Here is a 20,038-nt window from a genome sequence, read left to right on the forward strand (position 1 = left end):
AGGCCTCCTAACCCGAATGTTGGGAATTTTCAAACTGCGGCGGCTTAGAAGAAGCCGCTAAAAGCTTCTTCTATGCCAAACCTAAACGTTCAAAGATCAGATCAACATTTTTCAGATGGTAATTGTAATCAAAGCAGTCAGCAATTTTTTCCGGAGAAAGACGTGACGTGATTTTCTCTTCCGCTTCCACAAGCTCGCGGAACGGCACTTGTTTTTCCCACGCTTCCATTGCCTTCGGCTGCACTGTATCATAGGCTTCTTCACGAGTCAGGCCTGTGTCAATCAAAGCAAGCAGCACGCGCTGAGAGTAGATAAGGCCGAGTGTGCGGTCCATGTTGCGCTTCATGTTTTCCGGGAAGACCGTTAAGTTCTTCACGATGTTGGAGAAGCGGTTCAGCATGTAGTTCAGCGCAATTGTCGCATCCGGAAGAATAATCCGTTCTGCTGAAGAGTGAGAAATATCGCGCTCATGCCATAATGGAACATTTTCGTAAGCTGTCATCATGTAGCCGCGGATCACGCGCGCCATGCCTGTCATGTTTTCAGAGCCAATCGGATTTCGTTTATGCGGCATTGCAGATGAACCCTTTTGCCCTTTCGCGAAAAATTCCTCAACTTCACGTGTTTCACTCTTTTGCAGTCCGCGGATTTCCACAGCAAATTTCTCGATGCTTGTCGCGATCAAAGCAAGTGTTGCCATATAGTCAGCATGGCGGTCACGCTGAAGGGTTTGAGTGGAAATTGGTGCTGCTTTCAATCCGAGCTTCTCACAGACATATTGTTCAACAAATGGATCAATGTTCGCATATGTGCCGACAGCGCCGGAAATCTTTCCAACCTCGATGCCTGCTTTCGCTTGTTTGAAACGCTCAAGATTACGTTTCATTTCTTCATGCCAAAGCGCAAGTTTTAAGCCGAAAGTTGTAGGCTCAGCGTGTACGCCGTGCGTGCGCCCCATCATGACTGTGTATTTATGTTCTTTCGCTTTTTCTTTTATAATGTCAACAAATCTCTCAAGATCCTTGAGCAAAATATCGTTTGCCTGTTTTAATAAGTAGGAAAGAGCCGTATCAACAACGTCAGTTGACGTTAAGCCGTAATGCACCCATTTTCTTTCTTCGCCCAGTGATTCGGAAACGGCGCGTGTAAAAGCGACAACGTCATGGCGCGTATCCTTTTCAATTTCTAAAATGCGGTTGATGTCAAATGATGCGTTTTCGCGCATAACCTTTACATCTTCTTTCGGAATGACGCCAAGCTCCGCCCACGCTTCACAGGCAAGAATCTCTACCTCCAGCCATGCTTGAAATCTGTTTTCATCCGTCCAAATCGCGGACATCTCAGGTCTTGAATAACGTTCGATCATTCTGCTTGTCCTCCGTCTCTATTCATCCATTTATTTGTGATCTCCTGAATCCATTCGTCTTCAGGCTGCTTCATAAATGTAATATGCCCCATTTTGCGGCCTTTTTTGATTTCATGTTTTCCGTATATATATAGCTTTGCCTCTTTTAAAAGCTCCGGGTCTTCCTCAACAAGCTTCACTTCATCGCCGAGAAGGTTCACCATCATGCCCGGCTTCAGCAAATCTGTCTTCCCAAGCGGAAGCCCGCATACCGCTCTGATATGCTGCTCAAACTGGCTCGTCTCGCAAAGGTCCAGCGTATAATGCCCAGAATTGTGCGGTCTTGGCGCCAGTTCATTGACCAAAAGCTCTCCGTCCTCTGTCAGGAACATCTCAACAGCAAGCGGTCCAACAAGGTTAAGCTCATCTGCAAGCTTAACCGAGAGATCAGCAGCCTTCTGCTGAATCCCTTTCTCTACCCGTGCGGGCACGATGCTTTGGAAAAGAATATTGTTGTGGTGAATGTTTTCAGCTGTCGGAAATGTTGAAATTTCACCGTTTACCGATCTGACGACGATCACCGACAGTTCCATTTTAAAAGAAACCCAGCTTTCAAGAATGCAAGTTCCGTGTTCTAACAGACTAGCTGCCTGCTCCATTTGCGCCTCTTCTTTTATCACAAATTGGCCTTTGCCGTCGTACCCGCCGCGGCATGTCTTCAGAACTGCGGGCAACCCGAGCTCCTGTACCGCCTGTGTCAATTCATTCTTTGTTTTGACGATGCTGTACGGTGCGACTTCACAGCCCGCGGATTGAATTGCTTTTTTCTCTGTTTCACGGTTTTGGGTAATGAGCAGCAGCTCACTTCCTTGCGGGAGATACGCATGATCTTTCAGCCAATGCAGCGCATCATAGTCGATGTTTTCAAACTCATATGTGATGATATCGCTGATTTCAGCCAATGTTCGAATCGCTTCACGGTCATTATAATGAGCGGTAATTTCGACATCCGCAACCTGCCCGCACGGCGAATCTTTCACCGGATCAACGACCGCGACTTTATACCCCATTTGTTTGGCGGACACAGCCATCATTTTCCCAAGCTGGCCGCCGCCGATAATGCCGATTACAGCTCCCGGATAGATGATTTGTTTAGACAAGCTGATCACTGCTTTCTAACACTGTCTGTTTTGTATTTTCTCTTCTCTCATCCAGCTTACGGGCAAGGTCTTCGTCAAATGCTGACAAAATTTGCGCCGCTAACAGGCCTGCGTTCACAGCACCCGCTTTGCCGATGGATGTTGTCGCAACAGGCACGCCTCCAGGCATTTGGACGATGGAAAGAAGTGAATCCATTCCGTTCAGCGCCTTGGACTGAACCGGAACTCCAATGACTGGCAGTGTTGTTTTCGCAGCCGTCATCCCTGGCAGATGCGCCGCTCCTCCGGCACCGGCAATAATCACCTTGATGCCTCTTTCTCTAGCAGTTTCAGCATATTCAAACATGAAATCAGGCGTCCGGTGAGCGGAAACGACCTTTTTTTCGTACGGAACATTGAGTTCGTCAAGTATGTCGCATGCGTGTTTCATTGTCTCCCAATCGGAAGTGCTTCCCATGATGATTCCTACTAGCGGCTGCATTCTGTTCCCCACCTTCTAATGCTTTTGTTTTCAGAAAATAAAAAATACCCGCTCTGCATTGCACTTATGAGGAAGCAATACAAACCGGGCATGGTACATGTATCGTCAGTCGTTCGCTTCTGCGATATATCCATGTCAGTTTTATCGATCACTTTCCTGCATAGTCCGGCAATTTACGGTTGCCGGGTAGAAACTTATGGGCCATATTCCCAAGATTATATGAGGTCGTGTTTTGATTTCATGTTTATCTTAACAACGGACATGGATAATGTCAACGATATTATCGAACGATACAAAAATTCATTCTACTAATGTTCGTGTTTTAGATCAATTTCCCTTCAAATACGATTTTTTTCCCGCACGGAACGATCTGAATTGACCCATTTTCCTTTTTTTCCATAAAAATAGGCTCTTCCATTCGCCTTACAGGCAGATATCCTTCTTCTTTCATTTGCTGAAGCACCGCATCGATCGTTTGCTGCTCTGTCACTTCAAACTTTTTCTTCTTCGGCTTTGCCATTATTCTTTAATTCTCCTCTTCTTTACCGCTTTGACCCAGAAGCCGCCGTGGATTGTTTTTGGTTCGTACGCAATAATAAAGGCTTTTGAATCAAGTGTTTTAATCGTATCATATAGCTGGAGTTCATATTTTCTCGGCGTCAGGATCTGAAGGGCTGTGCGGTCGCCTTCAAGTCCGCCTGCCACCCAATTTGTCACGCCGTAGCCTTTTTCACGGAGCTGCTTCGGAAGATCAAGATCGAGCTCCTTCGTAATCACATTGACCATAATATAGCCAAGCGCCAATTTTTCTTCTATTTTCATGCCGACAATTACGCCAAGACCGTAACCGAGCGCGTACGCGATCACATTTTGAATCTGGTCTAAGTTATCGAGCACCAGACTCAGCCCCGTCACATAAACCAGTATTTCAATCGTACTGATGCCGGCCGCTAAATAACGCTGTCCTTTCAGCGTTAAAATCATTCTTATCGTAAAAAATGACACATAGACAATATTAATAATGAGAATTATGAGAACCATGGCTATCCCATTTGATAAGATGGTTTGCATCATTTTATTCATCCCCCTACTCTTCAGCTTGCACAAAGCATTCATATTCTACTAGAGAAATGAGCCGTTTACAATCAGCTTCGCCCGTAAGTTTAAGCAAAATATTTCGACATGCTTTTATGAATTGAACAGTAGTAGTTTACCCTCTTTCTCGCCTTTTCAAAATCAAAACAAAAAAGCCCGCTTTTCAGCAGACTCACCTCTTTATATCTATTGTCAGATCTCTTTTTTCATTTTCTGAAGGGACTTGTATTCTTTCTCAAGCTCACTCAGCGTGTAGTCAGCAAGCTGTTCCCCTCTTCCTTGATAAAATTCCGAGAGCAGTAATTTGGTTTTTAAAAATTGCTTCTTTTGGTTAATTGCTCGGCGAAGTACATCAGCCATGTCCATCATCCTCCTTAAACATAAAGGTTTTTGCGCTGGACGTTTTCAGCATTTTCCCCATCATACACGGGTTAATCCTACAAATCAACTATGTTTTTTAGATATATTTGTAAAAAGTGTGACATAAAAAAACCGGCTAGGATTAGCCGGTTTTTTTATTAAAGCGGAATCAGCGACGCCGTAAAATATTCAGAAATAAACGGCCAAGTCACTGCCGTAAACAGCAGCGCTATCGCAACCACTGCAAATACACAATAGATATAATCAATTGGTGCATCTTGTGCCGCCTGGTACACACGCTGTACATACAGCGCGATGATAAAAAAGATGGAAAACAAGATCAGCACCGTAAACAGTACTGTCAGCATTGGGATATTTACGATCGCAAAGATCAGCCAAAGGATTGAAACAGCAATTACCGGTACAAGCAATGAACCCAATACGGCAGCCGCTTCTCTGAACGTCACCTTATGCTTCATCATATAGCGGGAGACAGCCCATATAGCAAAGACCATTACCGCGAAAAAGATCAGCAAATACACAAGAACAACTAAAAACCCGTCATAGAAAGCATGATGGCGTTCTCCGAAACCGAGCGGCCGATTCCAGCTTGCCTTTAACTGAAACCAATTCCCAATTGAAAAAATGATACTGAATATAAGCATTGAAATCAGACCGTACTTATAATGAGAAAAACCATCCGTTACGACAGTTTTCGCCGGAGATTTTAAAATCGAGAACGCAAATCCGCAATATCTGTTGATGGCTGCCCAAACAGACGCAAGCTTGTCTTTAACAGTTGATTCACCGCGTTCCTGGCGCGGTTTCTGCTTTTGTTTTTGCTTCTGCTTGCTTTGCCGGCTCGCCTTTCTGGACATTCTCGATAGCGGTTCTTCATCTGCATCTATTCTTTCACTCTGGTTAATTTCTTCTTCAAACGTTTCTTTTCTTTCTTCCGTCATGTCAGCAACTCCTATCAAAAAAATACGGCGGAATACCATTCAGCAAGAAAATAAAACACTTATATAAGGTACCGAAGCCTTCCTGAACAGTCAAGTCATTTCCATTTAAGTAAAGCATGGCGGCACATCTACATGACGGTATATCGTATGAAATGGTTTTATCTTTTGCAACAAAAAAACCAGCTGCCGGTGCAGCTGGTTTTTCAATTCTTATTTTAAGAAGATAAAGTACAGGATAAATACGACAAACAGCCCGTACATGATTGGATGAACCTCTTTTGCTTTTCCTTTGCACACCATTGTAATCGGATAGAAAATAAATCCGATGGCAATACCAGTCGCGATGCTGTACGTTAACGGCATCATGATCATGGTAAGGAAAGCAGGAACGGCCACTTCGAACTTATCCCAAGCGATTTTGCCAAGCGGCGCCACCATCAATGCACCAACAATAATAAGCGCCGGCGCTGTTACATTTGATGTAACGACTGATAGGAGCGGCGAGAAAAACGTAGCCAGTAAAAAGAGAATCCCTGTTACAATTGCGGCAAACCCTGAACGGGCACCAGCAGCGACACCTGAGCTTGATTCCACATAAGAAGTTGTTGTAGACGTACCAAGCACGGCACCGATCACAATAGAAGATGAATCAGCTAAAAGCGCACGGCCCGCACGCGGCAATTTATTTTCCTTCATTAAACCAGCTTGTGTCGCCACAGCAACAAGTGTACCAGCTGTATCAAAAAATCCGACAAACAAGAATGTTAAAATAACGATCAGCATTTGTACAGAGAAAATATCCGGGAGGTGAATCCACGCTTGTCCGAAAGTCGGCGCAAGGCTTGGCACACTGCCGACAATTTGAGTCGGAACCGGAACCAAACCGAAAATCATGCCGGCTACCGCTGTTAATAACATCCCGATAAACACGCCTGCGTTCACGCGAAGCACCATTAAAATAACCGTGACAATCACACCGAAAATCGTTAACAGCACAGGACCGCTGTGAATGTTTCCGATCGTGACGAGCGTAGAAGGATTTGCAGTAATGATTCCTGAGCCTTGCAAACCAACGAATGTAATAAACAGGCCGATCCCCGCACCGACTGCCAATTTCAGCTCAGGCGGAATGGCGTTGATGATTTTTTCACGAAAACCTGTTAAAGAAAGAGCAACGAAAATAAGACCTGAAATAAAAACACCAGACAAAGCTGCCTGCCATGAAATACCCATACCAAGGACAACAGAAAACGCAAAAAACGCGTTCAGCCCCATACCCGGCGCGATGGCAATCGGATATCTCGCTATTAATCCCATTAAGATACAGCCTGCTGCAGACGCCAGCGCTGTCGCCGTAAAGACCGCACCCTGGTCAATTCTCAACGCCTCCGGAAAATCTTTCACGCTGTCCAAAGCAAGCGTAATCGGATTGACGAACAAAATATATGCCATAGATAAAAAAGTCGTTAATCCGCCAATGATTTCATTGCGATAGCTGGTGCCCAGCTCATCAAACTGAAAAAACGTTTTCAAGCTATTTGACTCCCTTCACTCTTTGCTATTTATTCTGTCCTGAAAACGCCAAATAAAAAACGCCCCAATACATTTTGGGACGCTTGACTACAGACGGATTTCAGTTCGAATAAATAAACGTGTTTTATTTATATCAAACGAAAGAAATGTTTACGTAGTCAAGCCATTTACGGTAGCTTGGTAGAGACTTGCGAGCCATATTCCCGCGATTATACGAATTCATCTTATTTGATTTCTGTGTCTATTGTACCAAGTTCATTTTGAATTGACAATATAAACAACGAACATTACTTATTAAAAAAATTGGTTTATTCGTCTATTGACTAAATTGGTAACAATGATAAAAACCGTATGTATGGCAACATACGGCTTTTCAACTTATGATTATTTTTTTTCGGTAGGCTGACTCACCTGATGCACTGGTACAGTAAACGAGATTGGCTTTAGTTGAATCAGGTGATTTAAAACACCGTTATCAATATACAGACCGTATTCATTAAACTCAAAATGCTTTAAAGACAGCTTATCATTATAATCATCATCCAGCTCAAAAGTAGATACCATTTCGGCTGTTTTCATATTTTTCACTTTAGCAATATTTCCTTTCAAATAATAACCTTCTTCATAATCACCTACTGGATCAGGCCAAGATTGCATTTTTTTTATATCACCAAGGCCAATCGTTTCACCGATATTCACTAATTTATTTTCGTCCACGCTTGAGGTATCAATTCCAGTGAAATGGTAATGAACCAATACTTTCTTTCCTTTTTGGTTAATGTTGTTGATTTCAATCCCTATGTTTTGATGGTTTGTTTCTGAAACATGAAATGGCATCTCTGCATTTAACGGGACAATTTCACTGCCCTCTGCCTCAGATTTAATATCAGCTATTAATGTTAGCTTTTTCGCTTTTGGATTAATTGGTGATTCTAACTGTGTTTGTCCTTTTGCTCTAACCGTTCTCTCGTTTACTTTTTTGCGGTCTCCAAGTTGGATGTTTGACGCTGTCATCTCATATGTGTTTCCTAAATCATCTTTGACTTCGTTAATTTCAACCGTATCATGCTTTGCTACGCCTTGATAATCGATTGTAAATTGAAGGACAGATCCGAGCTTTCCGTTCTCCAATTGAATATTGGAAAATTGATAATGATTGTTAAGCACTGATACCACTTTTGAGCTTTCTAAATAACTCGCATTCTTTTTGGTAATAGGCAGTTTGAATCTCCAATTTCCCTGTATTTCATTGATATGAGTAATCACAAAAGGCACGGTATCCCCATTTTTTATTTCTGTCCCTTTTGTATAAAGCCTTAATTGACCAGCATATTGTTTGTTATTTAATTTTTTGAGCATTAAGGAATCGTAGTTGATTGAAAAATTATTGTTAAAACTCGCTTTACTCACATTATAACTGAGCTCTTTTTCATCAGACTGGAGGTTATCAACAGTAAAGTTATACACAAGCTGCCCGGCATCGTAATACGAGCTGTTTACCGAAACAGTGATTCCCCTTGACTCAGCTTTTTCATTCAAAGCTGTGACCAGATTGCTTTTAAACAATGATAGACCAACTTTATCTTGAAACTCCTTATAAATTTGGCCGACAATGGGTATGCTCCCCATCGCTTTGTTTACAGAAGGCAGAAAAAGACCGGACGTTAAATACAGTATACCTACCACAGCAGCAATAGCCATTCCATTTGTAATAGTTCGTGCCCATTTAAAACGGCGCCTTGTGTTACTTTCATTTTCAGCCCGAACGACAGCTTGATGTATTGCCTTTTTGAGTGCTTTCTTTGGCACTGCTATGTCATCATACATCTGCTTCACTTGGTGTTTGTCCATTTGTTTTGATCCTCCTTTTCCAGCTCCTGTTTCAATGCTTTTCTCGCTCTATGTAAATGTGTTTTAATTGTGCCTTCTGCCATACCTGTTTGTTCAGCTATCATTGATATTGAATAATCTTGAAAATAATAGAGCTGAATCGTGAGCTGAACATGTTCATCAAGTAAATCAATCGCATTTCGCAAGTCTATGTATTCCTCAATATTTGCTTGATTAGTTCCAGCATCATGATGTTTCTCAAACGGAACCAAATCTCCTTTCTTTTTATTCATGGCAAAAATGGTATGAATCAATATTCGAGTAAGCCACGTTAAAAAATACTTTGGCTCTTTTAGTTTTTCTATACTGATAAAAGCTTTATAAGCTGTTTCCTGTACAGCATCAAGTGCATCTTCTTTATTTCTTAAATAGAGATAAGCGGTTTTATATAAAGTCTCCTGATGTGCCAGCATAAGCTTTTCAAAGGCCCGAGCATTTCCTTTTCTCGCCTTTGTAATCAATCTTTCTTCCTTCACCTTATCCACCTCCTATGTTGTTAGATACAAAAATTGTCGAAACGGTTTCAAAAAGTTAACAAAAAAAACGCCCCTTTTGAAAAAGGGACGTTTTTCTCATTGTTATTTACTTATTCCCACTCAATCGTCGCAGGCGGCTTACTTGTAATATCGTACACCACGCGGTTAATGTGCTTCACTTCGTTTACGATACGTGTCGAAATGACTTCAAGCACATCCCACGGGATACGCGCCCAGTCAGATGTCATGCCGTCGATTGATGTAACGGCACGGATTCCGATTGTGTAATCATATGTTCTTGCGTCACCCATAACACCAACGCTGCGGATGTCAGGAAGAACAGTGAAGTATTGCCAGATATCACGCTCTAAGCCGTGATTTGCAATTTCTTCACGCAAGATTGCATCTGATTCACGAACGATTTCCAGTTTTTCTTCTGTTACTTCGCCAAGAACACGGATTCCGAGGCCCGGTCCTGGGAACGGCTGACGCCATACGATTTCATCCGGAATGCCGAGCTCTGTGCCAAGCGCGCGCACTTCGTCTTTGAAGAGCGTGTTTAACGGCTCGATCAGCTCAAACTGCATGTCTTCAGGAAGTCCGCCGACATTGTGGTGAGATTTGATCGTTTGCGCCGTTGCTGTACCGCTCTCGATGATATCTGTGTAAAGCGTACCTTGTGCAAGGTAGTCGATGCCTTTGAGCTTGTCCGCTTCATCATCAAACACGTAAATGAATTCATTACCGATGATTTTGCGTTTTTGTTCAGGATCAGAAACGCCTTTTAGTTTGTTTAAGAATCGATCTTTTGCGTCTACTTTAATCACATTCATGTTAAAGCCTTCGCTGAATGTTTTCATAACACCCTCAGCTTCGCCTTTACGGAGAAGACCATGGTCTACAAAGATACAAGTCAGCTGGTCGCCGATCGCTTTATGAATCAAAACAGCAACAACAGAGGAATCAACGCCGCCGCTTAGCGCGCAAAGAACCTGTTTGTCTCCGACCGTTTCACGGATTTTTTGCATTTCGATTTCGATAAAGTTCTCCATTGACCATTCGCCTTCGCATTCGCAAACACCGAATACAAAGTTTTTCAGAAGATCATTGCCGTATTCAGAGTGGCGCACTTCCGGGTGGAACTGAACGCCGTACCATTTTTTGTCCGCTTTGCTCATTGCTGAGTTCGGGCAGTGATGGCTTGTCGCGTCAACAGTGAAGCCTTCAGGAACTTCTACAACCAAATCACCGTGGCTCATCCAAACCACTTGTTCATTTGGAAGATCTTTGAACAAATCAGGTGTGCCTTCGATGCGGATATTTGCTTTTCCGTATTCACGCTGGCTTGCTGCTTCAACTTTACCGCCAAGGTAATGAGTCATCAACTGCATGCCGTAGCAAATTCCCAAAACAGGAATATCAAGCTCGAAGATTTTCTCGTCACAGCGGAAAGAGTTTTCATCATACACACTGTTTGGACCGCCGGATAAAATAATTCCTTTTGGATTCATTTTTTTAATTTCTTCAGCCGTCAATGTATGTGGATGCAGCTCGCTGTAAACACCGAATTCACGGATACGGCGTGTAATCAGCTGGTTATACTGACTGCCGAAATCAAGGACAAGAATCATTTCATTCACTAACTTTGTCATGGTTGTCACCTAATCTCCTCTAAGTTTTTTGACACAGAAAAAAACGAGGACAGATATGAAGCTCGCTCCGCCCTCTTTGGCAAGGCCGTTTGCCGGAGTCAGGCCAACTCGCTCCCAGACTCCGATAATATTCACTAATTCTAACAACACGTTGATAAGCGGTCAAGACCATCTTCTTTTAATTAAATTTTCCCATAACTCTCTGGAATCATTCCAAAGCGCTGAAGAATCTTCATTTCTGTAAAGCGCCCTTTCATAGCTTAATGTCAGCTTTGACATGTCTTCTATGTCGTATTTTTCATCGATTCGTTTTGCATAATCACGCAGCGTTTCACTGCCTCGTTTCGGCAGCCCTTTTCTCTTCAGTTGTTTCAGCAGCGCGTCATATGCCTCAAAAAACGCGTGCTGATCGCTGCGCCGCTTCAATTTCCTCACGGCGAAAACAGGAATCCATAACGAGCGGAAAACATACAGCAATACAGCTGCCACCAGGAGGACTGCAAGAACCGCAAGCGCTGCATACAAGCCCGCACCTGCATTAGTATGTGAAGCGGACGGCTTTTTAGAAACAGCTGGCTCCCGTTTTTCCTTTTGTTTTTCTTCTTTTTGCGGCTGTTTTTTCTCTTCTTTCTGTTTCTCTTTTGCTTTCTTCGGCGAGCTGCTGTTATCGCTGCCGGAGTCCTTTGTGTCAGAAGAAGTAAATTCAGCCGGATTTGTAAACCCTTTAGTCGGCTCAAATGTAACCCAGCCCTGTTCCGGGAAATACACCTCTACCCAGGAATGGGCATTGTTATTTGTCACTTCGTAAATGCTGCCATTTTTGTTCCCTGCTTCTTTGTATTCGCCGGACGTATAACCCTTTACCCAGCGGGCCGGAATGCCGGCCGAGCGCAAGAGCACCACCATGGCGGAAGAAAAGTTATCACAATAACCCATTTTCGTTTCAAAGAGAAATTGATCGACATAATCTTCATCATTCTTAGGAATGGTCACGTTTTCTGTTTCATAGGTGAACGCATTTGACCCTAAATAGTCCTCAACCGCTTTCACCTTATCAAACATATTGTCGTGATCCTGAGTCAGTTTGATCGCAAGGGTTCTCACCCGCTCTGGCAGTGAATCTGGAAGCTGCATGTAGCGATCGCTGAATGTGTACTCCTCACTGTTTTTTCTCACTTTTACCTTTCTCAGTTCATCCAGCTTATAGACCGGGGAATTGTACGTTACTGTATAATTCCCCATATTTCTGATTTCACCGGCTTGTTCACTGATCGGAGAAATTTGCTCCGTGTTGCCGTTCATTTCAAGTGAGACAGCCTGCTTTGGCTGAATGGTTTCCGCACCAATCGGATACATCAGATGATTATACCCGTAGTGCTTATCGACTTTTACACGGACGGTGCGGCGCTCTGTCGCAACCTTATGGTCAAACCACAGATTTTCAACTTTTCCATTGCTAAGCTGATACGACATGCCTGTGTCTGTTTCAATCCAGCCTTTTCCGGTATACGTGTCCTTCGTTTCCACACGGAAATACGTACGCTCTTTTCCCTGCCATGTAAAAACAGGTGTAGCATCCTGCTGGAACGGGCCGCCGAGTGATTCATCATGATTCCCGTATCCGATTTTGCTTTCCCCTGCAGACACGCGGTCTTGATGAGTGATTTTTTTAAGAAAAGGCACCGGATCAGGCCAGGCCGGCTCTGATTTTGGAGCGGCGAGTCCGAATCCCGTTGCAGCCAAAACCAATACAGATAAAGGAAGAAACCATTTCAGGACAGATGTTTTTGGCAGTGTGATTCTTTCCATCAGCTTAATGCGTTCCAAGTATAAAAGGCCCAGCATAAAGAAGCCGATCAGCACGATACGGATGACGGCAAAAGTGGCATCATATGGCGTAAAGGTATCAAGAATCGTAATATACGCTACTGTCATCAAAAAGAAAAACAAAATTCTTCTCTGGTAAATCACCCAATAATGCAGGAGATAGACCAGCAGCCACAGCAGCACAAAAAACAGCAGGGTCCGAAATGAAGGAATCATGTCATTCCATTGCCCAGATTGAATCAGCGTGATATTCAGATAGACATCCTGCAAAAAAGAGCTGACCCAGCTCAAGTCGAATATAGATCCTTGATAAAACAGGATGTGTATCGAGATCAATGTAAATATGACACAAAAAGGAACGGTGACAAACCACCTCATCCTGAAAAAAGTCAGCAGAAACGTCAAACCGATAAAGACACTAAAAAAGCCTGTATGTTTCGTTTCAGTAAAACTGTCAAGCGGTCTGAGCCACTCCCACAGCAATAAAAAAGCCAGAAAATAAAATAACAGCAAGCTCAAACGGCTTCCCTTGTGATCATCGTGCGGCATGTGAACCAGTCACCTCTCTTTCTAAACAACACGCGAAACTCGCCCGCCCCTCATGACCCGAACTCTGATTTGGCGTTTCATCATGCGTTCAATCATGGCATTTTCAGCTTGAGAGAGCTCAGCATCTTTCTCTTTTGCCAGTATCACCGTAACCCGGCCGCCTCCTATTTCTGCGAGGTGCAGCATATCTTCCGTTAACTGTCCCGTGACAACAACTTGATCAGCTTGGCGAACAGATGGCTTTCCCAGCTCTTCCCGTGCATATCGGCTTATCGGGTCTGCCGCATCACAATGAGCGATGGCTAAATGCCGAAGCATGTGCTTAAAATGCTGATCCCCTTCCTGAATAGGGAAAATGTTTTTTTCCTTCCCGATGGAAGCCAGGCCAGCGCCCGCGCCGTTTTTTAAAACAGAATGAAGAATCGAAGCTGTCACTGAAACGACCTCTTCGAATGCGTCTAAGGAAAAACGGTCCATCAGCAGAAACAGATTTTTGCTGCGAGAAGGCTCAAATTCCTTCGTCATCAGCTGGCTCCGCCGTGCAGATGTCTTCCAATCTAACGCAGCAAACCGGTCTCCCGGCTGATAATTCCGCACACTTGCTGCGACTGAGGAATGGTGCTGATGAATAGGAGAAGAACCACTTACACCGTCTTCCTGATGCCTCTCATTCACCTGATAGGAAAAACGCTGATAGAATGGATAAACAAACAGGGTATCATCCAGCTCAAAAAATGCAGTTTTTTCAATCAAGCCAAGAACATCCCCGGTTCGCACCCTGACAGAATGAAAGTGATGCTCTCCGCGCGGTACCCGAGCTAATTCATACGACATCGTCATGCTCCGTTTAAACCAAGGAAAAACGAGCCGTTTGGCCGCGGCTCCGTCTCGATTTAATGACTCGATACCTTCTGGCAGGCAATCTTCAATCACCATATACATCAGGGGAAATGGCAGCTTTCTTCTCAGCGTAACCGTTACACCCAGCCTGTCCCCCGCATGCAATTGTGTTTTATCCATTTGCCTTGAAGCCTGAAAAGAACGGAGCGGATACAAGGCCAGCAGCCCGGCATACAAGACAAAAGGGAGAAACGCGTAAAACAAAAACCAGCTGACAAAGCCGCCCTGAAACATCGCATAAGAAAAAACAGCAGCCGTCAATAAAGTTAATATAATCAGCTTCCAACCATATACGAGCCATTGCCATTTCTTATTCATCAGCGGACCGACGACCTTTGAACCGGCACCTTCACAGCTGACATGATCTCCCTTACGATCGCTTCTGCCTGAATCCCTTCAAATTTTGCCTCAGGATGAAGCATCATCCGGTGCGGCAGCGTGAAAGGAGCTAAATATTGAATATCATCCGGTATGACATAGTCGCGATGATGCAGCAGTGCGTATGCCTGTGCCGCTTTCATGAGGGCGATTGAGCCGCGCGGACTGACGCCTAATTGAACAGAAGGATGCTGTCTCGTTTTCTGCACGATTTCAACGATATATTCCTTAATGCTGTCATCAGCACGGACATTTTGCACTTCCCGCTGTAAACGGATGAAGTCTTCTTTTGCAATAATCGGCTCAAGCGTCTCAATCGGATGGCTTTTTTCCTGAAGAGATAAGACGTCAAGCTCTTCATTAAAGGACGGATAACCCATCCGAAGTTTGAATAAAAACCTGTCAAGCTGGGCTTCCGGCAAAGGATAGGTTCCTTCATATTCGACCGGGTTTTGCGTTGCCATCACAAAAAACGGATCGGCAAGCTGCATCGTATGGCCATCTACCGTGACGCTCCCCTCTTCCATCGCTTCGAGCAAAGCCGACTGTGTCTTCGGAGAGGTACGGTTGATTTCATCGGCCAGCACGATATTTCCCATAATCGGGCCGGGACGATATTCAAATTCCATCGTTTTCGCATTATAGATAGATACCCCTGTTACATCAGATGGCAGCAAATCCGGAGTGAATTGGATTCTTTTGAAATCAGCGCCGATTGACTTTGCCAGCGCGCGGACCATCATCGTTTTTCCGACTCCGGGTACATCCTCAAGCAGCACATGCCCTTTGGCAAGAAGGGCTGCTAAGCTGAGTATGGCGATGTCTCGTTTTCCAACCATTACTCTATTAATATGTTCAACTGCTTTCCCCAGCAAAGGATGCAGGTCTTCTTGATATGCCATTCTTTTCCTCCTAATCATCTACAAAATTCATCATAATGTAACCTAACTTTACCACAAAAAGCAATCTGTATAAAAAAACGATTCTAGCAAATTGTTTCCAATAAAGCTGGCCAAAACACACAAAAAAGCTTCCTGTGGCAGGAAGCTCAATTATTTGTGTTCTAAAGGCTCCATATGAACATGCGAATAATCAATCGCATGCTCCTCCTTCATTCTCCGCTCAATTTCATTGGCTATATCGTGGCTTTCCGTAATATTTAAATCTGCCGATACCTCAACCACCACATCAACATGAACCGTACTGCCCAAGTATCTTGCTTTTATGTCTTTTAAACGGCTCACACCGGAGATTTTTTCGATTGTCTGTTTATAAGCGGAAATGTCCTTTATGTCGAATCCATCTGTCAAAGAGTGAGATGACTCTTTAAAGATATCCCATGCGGTCTTGCAAATAAGCAGACCGATCACAAACGCAGTGACCGTATCAATCCAAGCAAGATGGAATTGAGCAGCCACAATGCCGATAAATGTGCCGATACTGACGAATGCGTCTGATTTATTATCAGCAGCCGCAGCAAGGAGCGCCTGGCTCTTCACCTTTTTGGCCAGCCTTTTATTGTACCGGTAAACGATCAGCATCAGGACTGCCCCGCCCGCTGCCGTCCAAGCCGCAATCATATCCGGCGTCTCTTGTTTAGCAGAAAAAATAGATTCTCCGGCGCTGAACAGCACTTGCAGGCCGACAACCATCATAATAAACGATGCGATAAGCGATGCAATCGTTTCCGCTCGAAAGTGGCCGTATGGATGATCTTCGTCAGGAGGCTTTTGAGAGATGCGCAGGCCAATCAGCACAGCAACAGAAGCAATAATGTCAGTTGTGTTATTTAACCCGTCTGCCGTAAGTGCTTCCGAGTGAAAAAGATAACCGATGATCAGTTTAATTGCGGAAAGAACTAGATACGCGGCAATGCTGACCAGCGCTCCGGATTCTCCCTTTTTCAGTTCATCATATCTCTCCATACAAAACCTCCTCCCCGCTCACATTTTCCTATTATTATCTTACAAAGCTGATCCGCAGTGAGTCTACAGAAACATGATTCACCCGCCACAGAAAAATAGTGACGATGGAACACTTTTTCTCTCATCCAATTTATTTGCTCCGCCAAAAAGCCCATCAGATCCAATGACACCAGCGCTTCTCGCATTCTATCGAATTGTAAATAGTACACAAAATCACACAGCAAATAAAAAACGAAACATTTTTTCCACACATTCGCTGAAAGCGCAAACAAAACACTACAAATTTGAAATAAGCTGGTATATTTTCTTACACGAATTTTCGACAAACTGTATATTTATGATAGAGTTTCAATTATCATAATATTCAGTAATGATTGCATTTTAAAAGGAGGTAACTTATGAACCAATCTCAATCAGGATTAAAAAAGGAATTAAAGACCCGCCATATGACAATGATTTCGATTGCCGGTGTAATCGGAGCCGGCCTATTTGTAGGCAGCGGTTCAGTGATTCACTCGACCGGTCCGGGTGCCGTTGTTTCTTACGCGTTAGCCGGATTATTGGTGATTTTTATTATGAGAATGCTCGGTGAGATGTCTGCCGTAAACCCGACGAGCGGATCGTTTTCTCAATACGCTCACGACGCCATCGGACCGTGGGCAGGATTTACAATCGGCTGGCTGTACTGGTTTTTCTGGGTGATCGTCATCGCGATCGAAGCCATTGCCGGTGCTGGCATTATTCAATACTGGTTCCATGATATTCCGCTGTGGCTGACAAGTTTGATCTTGACCATTGTGCTCACCCTGACAAACGTCTACTCCGTTAAGTCTTTCGGTGAGTTTGAATATTGGTTCTCCCTCATTAAAGTTGTGACTATCATTGCTTTTCTAATCGTTGGTTTTGCCTTTATTTTTGGCTTTGCACCGGGCAGTGAGCCAGTCGGTTTTTCGAATCTTACAGGCAAAGGCGGATTTTTCCCGGAGGGCATCAGCTCCGTATTGCTCGGCATTGTCGTTGTCATCTTCTCTTTTATGGGAACTGAAATCGTTGCCATTGCAGCAGGGGAAACATCCAACCCGATCGAATCTGTGACAAAAGCCACCAGATCCGTTGTATGGCGCATCATAGTCTTTTACGTGGGCTCAATCGCCATTGTCGTAGCGCTGTTGCCATGGAATTCAGCAAATATTTTAGAAAGCCCTTTCGTCGCTGTACTTGAGCATATAGGAGTGCCCGCAGCCGCACAGATTATGAACTTTATCGTCCTCACAGCCGTACTCTCTTGCCTGAATTCAGGTTTGTACACCACATCCAGAATGCTGTATTCACTTGCAGAAAGAAACGAAGCGCCGCGCCGTTTTATGAAATTGAGCAAAAAAGGCGTTCCCGTACAAGCCATTGTGGCCGGGACATTTTTCTCTTATATCGCGGTCGTAATGAACTATTTTTCACCGGATACCGTCTTTTTATTCTTAGTCAACTCATCAGGCGCAATCGCTTTACTCGTCTATCTTGTCATCGCAGTTTCCCAGCTGAAAATGCGGAAAAAACTCGAAAAAACAAACCCAGAAGCATTGAAGATCAAAATGTGGCTCTTCCCTTTCCTAACCTACTTGACCATCCTCGCCATTTGCGGAATTTTAGTGTCCATGGCGTTTATTGATTCCATGAGAGACGAGCTGCTGCTGACAGGCGTCATCACGGGAATCGTTCTGATTTCTTACCTTGTGTTCAGAAAACGCAAGGTGAGCGAGAAAGCGGCTGCCAACCCAGTCACACAGCAGCAGCCCGATATCCTGCCTTAATGCTGATCAAATCCTAAACGGCCTGCCGTTTAGGATTTTGTTATTTTCTTCTTCGGACGGTCTGCAGCACGAAGATTTTTTGTAACCATCACGTCCTTATTGTCATTAACTATAATACCAATTTGGAAAATTTAGATAAGGACAGATGAAAATGACACTTGAAAAATTTGTGGATGCTCTCCCAATCCCAGATACACTAAAGCCAGTACAGCAATCAAAAGAAAAAACATACTACGAAGTCACCATGGAGGAATGCACCCATCAGCTCCATCGCGATCTCCCTCCAACCCGCCTGTGGGGCTACAACGGCTTATTTCCGGGGCCGACCATTGAGGTTAAAAGAAATGAAAACGTATATGTAAAATGGATGAATAACCTACCTTCCACGCATTTCCTTCCGATTGATCACACCATTCATCACAGTGACAGCCAGCATGAAGAGCCCGAGGTAAAGACAGTTGTTCATTTACACGGCGGCGTCACGCCAGATGATAGTGACGGGTATCCGGAGGCTTGGTTTTCCAAAGACTTTGAACAAACAGGACCTTATTTCAAAAGAGAGGTTTATCATTATCCAAACCAGCAGCGCGGGGCTATATTGTGGTATCACGATCACGCCATGGCGCTCACCAGGCTAAATGTCTATGCCGGACTTGTCGGTGCTTATATCATTCATGACCCAAAGGAAAAACGCTTAAAACTGCCTTCAGACGAATACGATGTGCCGCTTCTTATCACAGACCGCACGATCAATGAGGACGGTTCTTTGTTTTATCCGAGCGCACCGGAAAACCCTTCTCCGTCACTGCCTAATCCCTCAATCGTTCCGGCTTTTTGCGGAGAAACCATACTCGTCAACGGGAAGGTATGGCCATACTTGGAAGTCGAGCCAAGGAAATACCGATTCCGTGTCATCAACGCCTCCAATACAAGAACCTATAACCTGTCACTCGATAATGGCGGAGAGTTTATTCAGGTTGGTTCAGATGGAGGGCTCCTGCCGCGATCTGTTAAACTGAATTCTTTCAGCCTTGCGCCTGCTGAACGTTATGATATCATCATTGACTTCACAGCATATGAAGGAGAATCGATCATTTTGGCAAACAGCGCGGGCTGCGGCGGTGACGTCAATCCTGAAACAGATGCGAATATCATGCAATTCAGAGTCACAAAACCATTGGCACAAAAAGACGAAAGCAGAAAGCCGAAGTACCTCGCCTCATACCCTTCGGTACAGCATGAAAGAATACAAAACATCAGAACGTTAAAACTGGCAGGCACCCAGGACGAATACGGCAGACCCGTCCTTCTGCTTAATAACAAACGCTGGCACGATCCCGTCACAGAAGCACCAAAAGTCGGCACTACTGAAATATGGTCCATTATCAACCCGACACGCGGAACACATCCGATCCACCTGCATCTAGTCTCCTTCCGTGTATTAGACCGGAGGCCGTTTGATATCGCCCGTTATCAAGAAAGCGGGGAATTGTCCTATACCGGTCCGGCTGTCCCGCCGCCGCCAAGTGAAAAGGGCTGGAAAGACACCATTCAAGCGCATGCAGGTGAAGTCCTGAGAATCGCGGCGACATTCGGTCCGTACAGCGGACGATACGTATGGCATTGCCATATTCTAGAGCATGAAGACTATGACATGATGAGACCGATGGATATAACAGATCCCCATAAATAACCCG

General features: G+C 44.3%; 18 protein-coding genes and 2 riboswitches. Of the genes, 3 read left to right on the forward strand and 15 right to left on the reverse strand.

Annotated elements, in window-relative coordinates; all coding sequences use genetic code 11:
• Nucleotides 1–70: 70 nt before the first annotated feature.
• The 15 genes from purB to mneS form a co-directional block, all read right to left on the reverse strand.
• Nucleotides 71–1,366, reverse strand: a complete 1,296-nt coding sequence (gene purB, locus FB592_RS17565; RefSeq protein ID WP_003233955.1) for an adenylosuccinate lyase — start codon at nt 1,364–1,366, stop codon at nt 71–73.
• Nucleotides 1,363–2,505 carry a 5-(carboxyamino)imidazole ribonucleotide synthase gene (purK, locus tag FB592_RS17570; protein ID WP_141949885.1) on the reverse strand — a complete coding sequence of 381 codons (1,143 nt, stop codon included), beginning with the start codon at nt 2,503–2,505 and terminating at the stop codon, nt 1,363–1,365. The genes purB and purK overlap by 4 nt, the downstream gene beginning before the upstream one ends.
• Complete coding sequence (gene purE, locus FB592_RS17575; RefSeq protein ID WP_003244134.1) at nt 2,498–2,986, reverse strand: 5-(carboxyamino)imidazole ribonucleotide mutase; 489 nt, start codon at nt 2,984–2,986, stop codon at nt 2,498–2,500. The genes purK and purE overlap by 8 nt, the downstream gene beginning before the upstream one ends.
• A gap of 141 nt (nt 2,987–3,127) precedes the next feature.
• Nucleotides 3,128–3,229, reverse strand: a riboswitch (purine riboswitch).
• A gap of 79 nt (nt 3,230–3,308) precedes the next feature.
• A complete protein-coding gene (locus tag FB592_RS17580; RefSeq protein WP_003219403.1) occupies nt 3,309–3,506 on the reverse strand; it encodes an NETI motif-containing protein in 198 nt (65 codons plus the stop codon).
• A complete protein-coding gene (locus FB592_RS17585; protein WP_015482896.1) occupies nt 3,506–4,060 on the reverse strand; it encodes a DUF2179 domain-containing protein in 555 nt (184 codons plus the stop codon). The genes FB592_RS17580 and FB592_RS17585 overlap by 1 nt, the downstream gene beginning before the upstream one ends.
• 213 nt (nt 4,061–4,273) lie before the next feature.
• Nucleotides 4,274–4,441, reverse strand: coding sequence for a Fur-regulated basic protein FbpA (locus FB592_RS17590; protein ID WP_003244066.1), 168 nt, complete (start codon nt 4,439–4,441; stop codon nt 4,274–4,276).
• 158 nt (nt 4,442–4,599) lie between these two features.
• Complete coding sequence (locus FB592_RS17595; protein WP_070548651.1) at nt 4,600–5,403, reverse strand: hypothetical protein; 804 nt, start codon at nt 5,401–5,403, stop codon at nt 4,600–4,602.
• 210 nt (nt 5,404–5,613) lie between these two features.
• Nucleotides 5,614–6,936 (reverse strand): hypoxanthine/guanine permease PbuG, encoded by a 1,323-nt coding sequence (pbuG, locus tag FB592_RS17600; RefSeq protein ID WP_038827726.1) that lies wholly within the window; start codon nt 6,934–6,936, stop codon nt 5,614–5,616.
• Nucleotides 6,937–7,071: 135 nt separating this feature from the next.
• Nucleotides 7,072–7,173: riboswitch (purine riboswitch) on the reverse strand.
• A gap of 147 nt (nt 7,174–7,320) precedes the next feature.
• On the reverse strand, nt 7,321–8,787 hold the full coding sequence (locus tag FB592_RS17605) for a DUF4179 domain-containing protein (protein ID WP_141949887.1): 1,467 nt from the start codon (nt 8,785–8,787) through the stop codon (nt 7,321–7,323).
• On the reverse strand, nt 8,769–9,302 hold the full coding sequence (locus tag FB592_RS17610) for a sigma-70 family RNA polymerase sigma factor (protein WP_017695646.1): 534 nt from the start codon (nt 9,300–9,302) through the stop codon (nt 8,769–8,771). Before FB592_RS17610 ends, FB592_RS17605 begins: the two co-directional genes overlap by 19 nt.
• Nucleotides 9,303–9,412: 110 nt before the next feature.
• Nucleotides 9,413–10,954 (reverse strand): glutamine-hydrolyzing GMP synthase, encoded by a 1,542-nt coding sequence (guaA, locus tag FB592_RS17615; RefSeq protein ID WP_003233970.1) that lies wholly within the window; start codon nt 10,952–10,954, stop codon nt 9,413–9,415.
• Nucleotides 10,955–11,116: 162 nt separating this feature from the next.
• Complete coding sequence (locus FB592_RS17620) at nt 11,117–13,330, reverse strand: DUF4129 domain-containing transglutaminase family protein (protein WP_141949889.1); 2,214 nt, start codon at nt 13,328–13,330, stop codon at nt 11,117–11,119.
• A gap of 21 nt (nt 13,331–13,351) precedes the next feature.
• Nucleotides 13,352–14,548 (reverse strand): DUF58 domain-containing protein, encoded by a 1,197-nt coding sequence (locus FB592_RS17625; protein ID WP_141949892.1) that lies wholly within the window; start codon nt 14,546–14,548, stop codon nt 13,352–13,354.
• Nucleotides 14,548–15,510: an AAA family ATPase gene (locus tag FB592_RS17630; protein WP_069837334.1), complete on the reverse strand. Its 963-nt coding sequence runs from the start codon at nt 15,508–15,510 to the stop codon at nt 14,548–14,550. The genes FB592_RS17625 and FB592_RS17630 overlap by 1 nt, the downstream gene beginning before the upstream one ends.
• Nucleotides 15,511–15,660: 150 nt before the next feature.
• Nucleotides 15,661–16,533: a manganese transporter MneS gene (gene mneS, locus FB592_RS17635; protein ID WP_015382984.1), complete on the reverse strand. Its 873-nt coding sequence runs from the start codon at nt 16,531–16,533 to the stop codon at nt 15,661–15,663.
• A gap of 73 nt (nt 16,534–16,606) precedes the next feature.
• On the opposite strand from mneS, the gene FB592_RS17640 reads away from it, so the two are divergent.
• The 3 genes from FB592_RS17640 to cotA all read left to right on the forward strand — a co-directional run bounded on the left by FB592_RS17640 (nt 16,607) and on the right by cotA (nt 20,034).
• Complete coding sequence (locus FB592_RS17640) at nt 16,607–16,894, forward strand: hypothetical protein (RefSeq protein ID WP_032726737.1); 288 nt, start codon at nt 16,607–16,609, stop codon at nt 16,892–16,894.
• A gap of 37 nt (nt 16,895–16,931) precedes the next feature.
• On the forward strand, nt 16,932–18,341 hold the full coding sequence (gene gabP / locus FB592_RS17645) for a GABA permease (RefSeq protein WP_014479049.1): 1,410 nt from the start codon (nt 16,932–16,934) through the stop codon (nt 18,339–18,341).
• 151 nt (nt 18,342–18,492) lie between these two features.
• On the forward strand, nt 18,493–20,034 hold the full coding sequence (gene cotA, locus FB592_RS17650; protein WP_029317398.1) for an outer spore coat copper-dependent laccase CotA: 1,542 nt from the start codon (nt 18,493–18,495) through the stop codon (nt 20,032–20,034).
• The last annotated feature ends 4 nt before the right edge of the window (nt 20,035–20,038 follow it).

The sequence above is a fragment of the Bacillus sp. SJZ110 genome (genome assembly GCF_006715455.1).
GTDB lineage: Bacteria > Bacillota > Bacilli > Bacillales > Bacillaceae > Bacillus > Bacillus subtilis.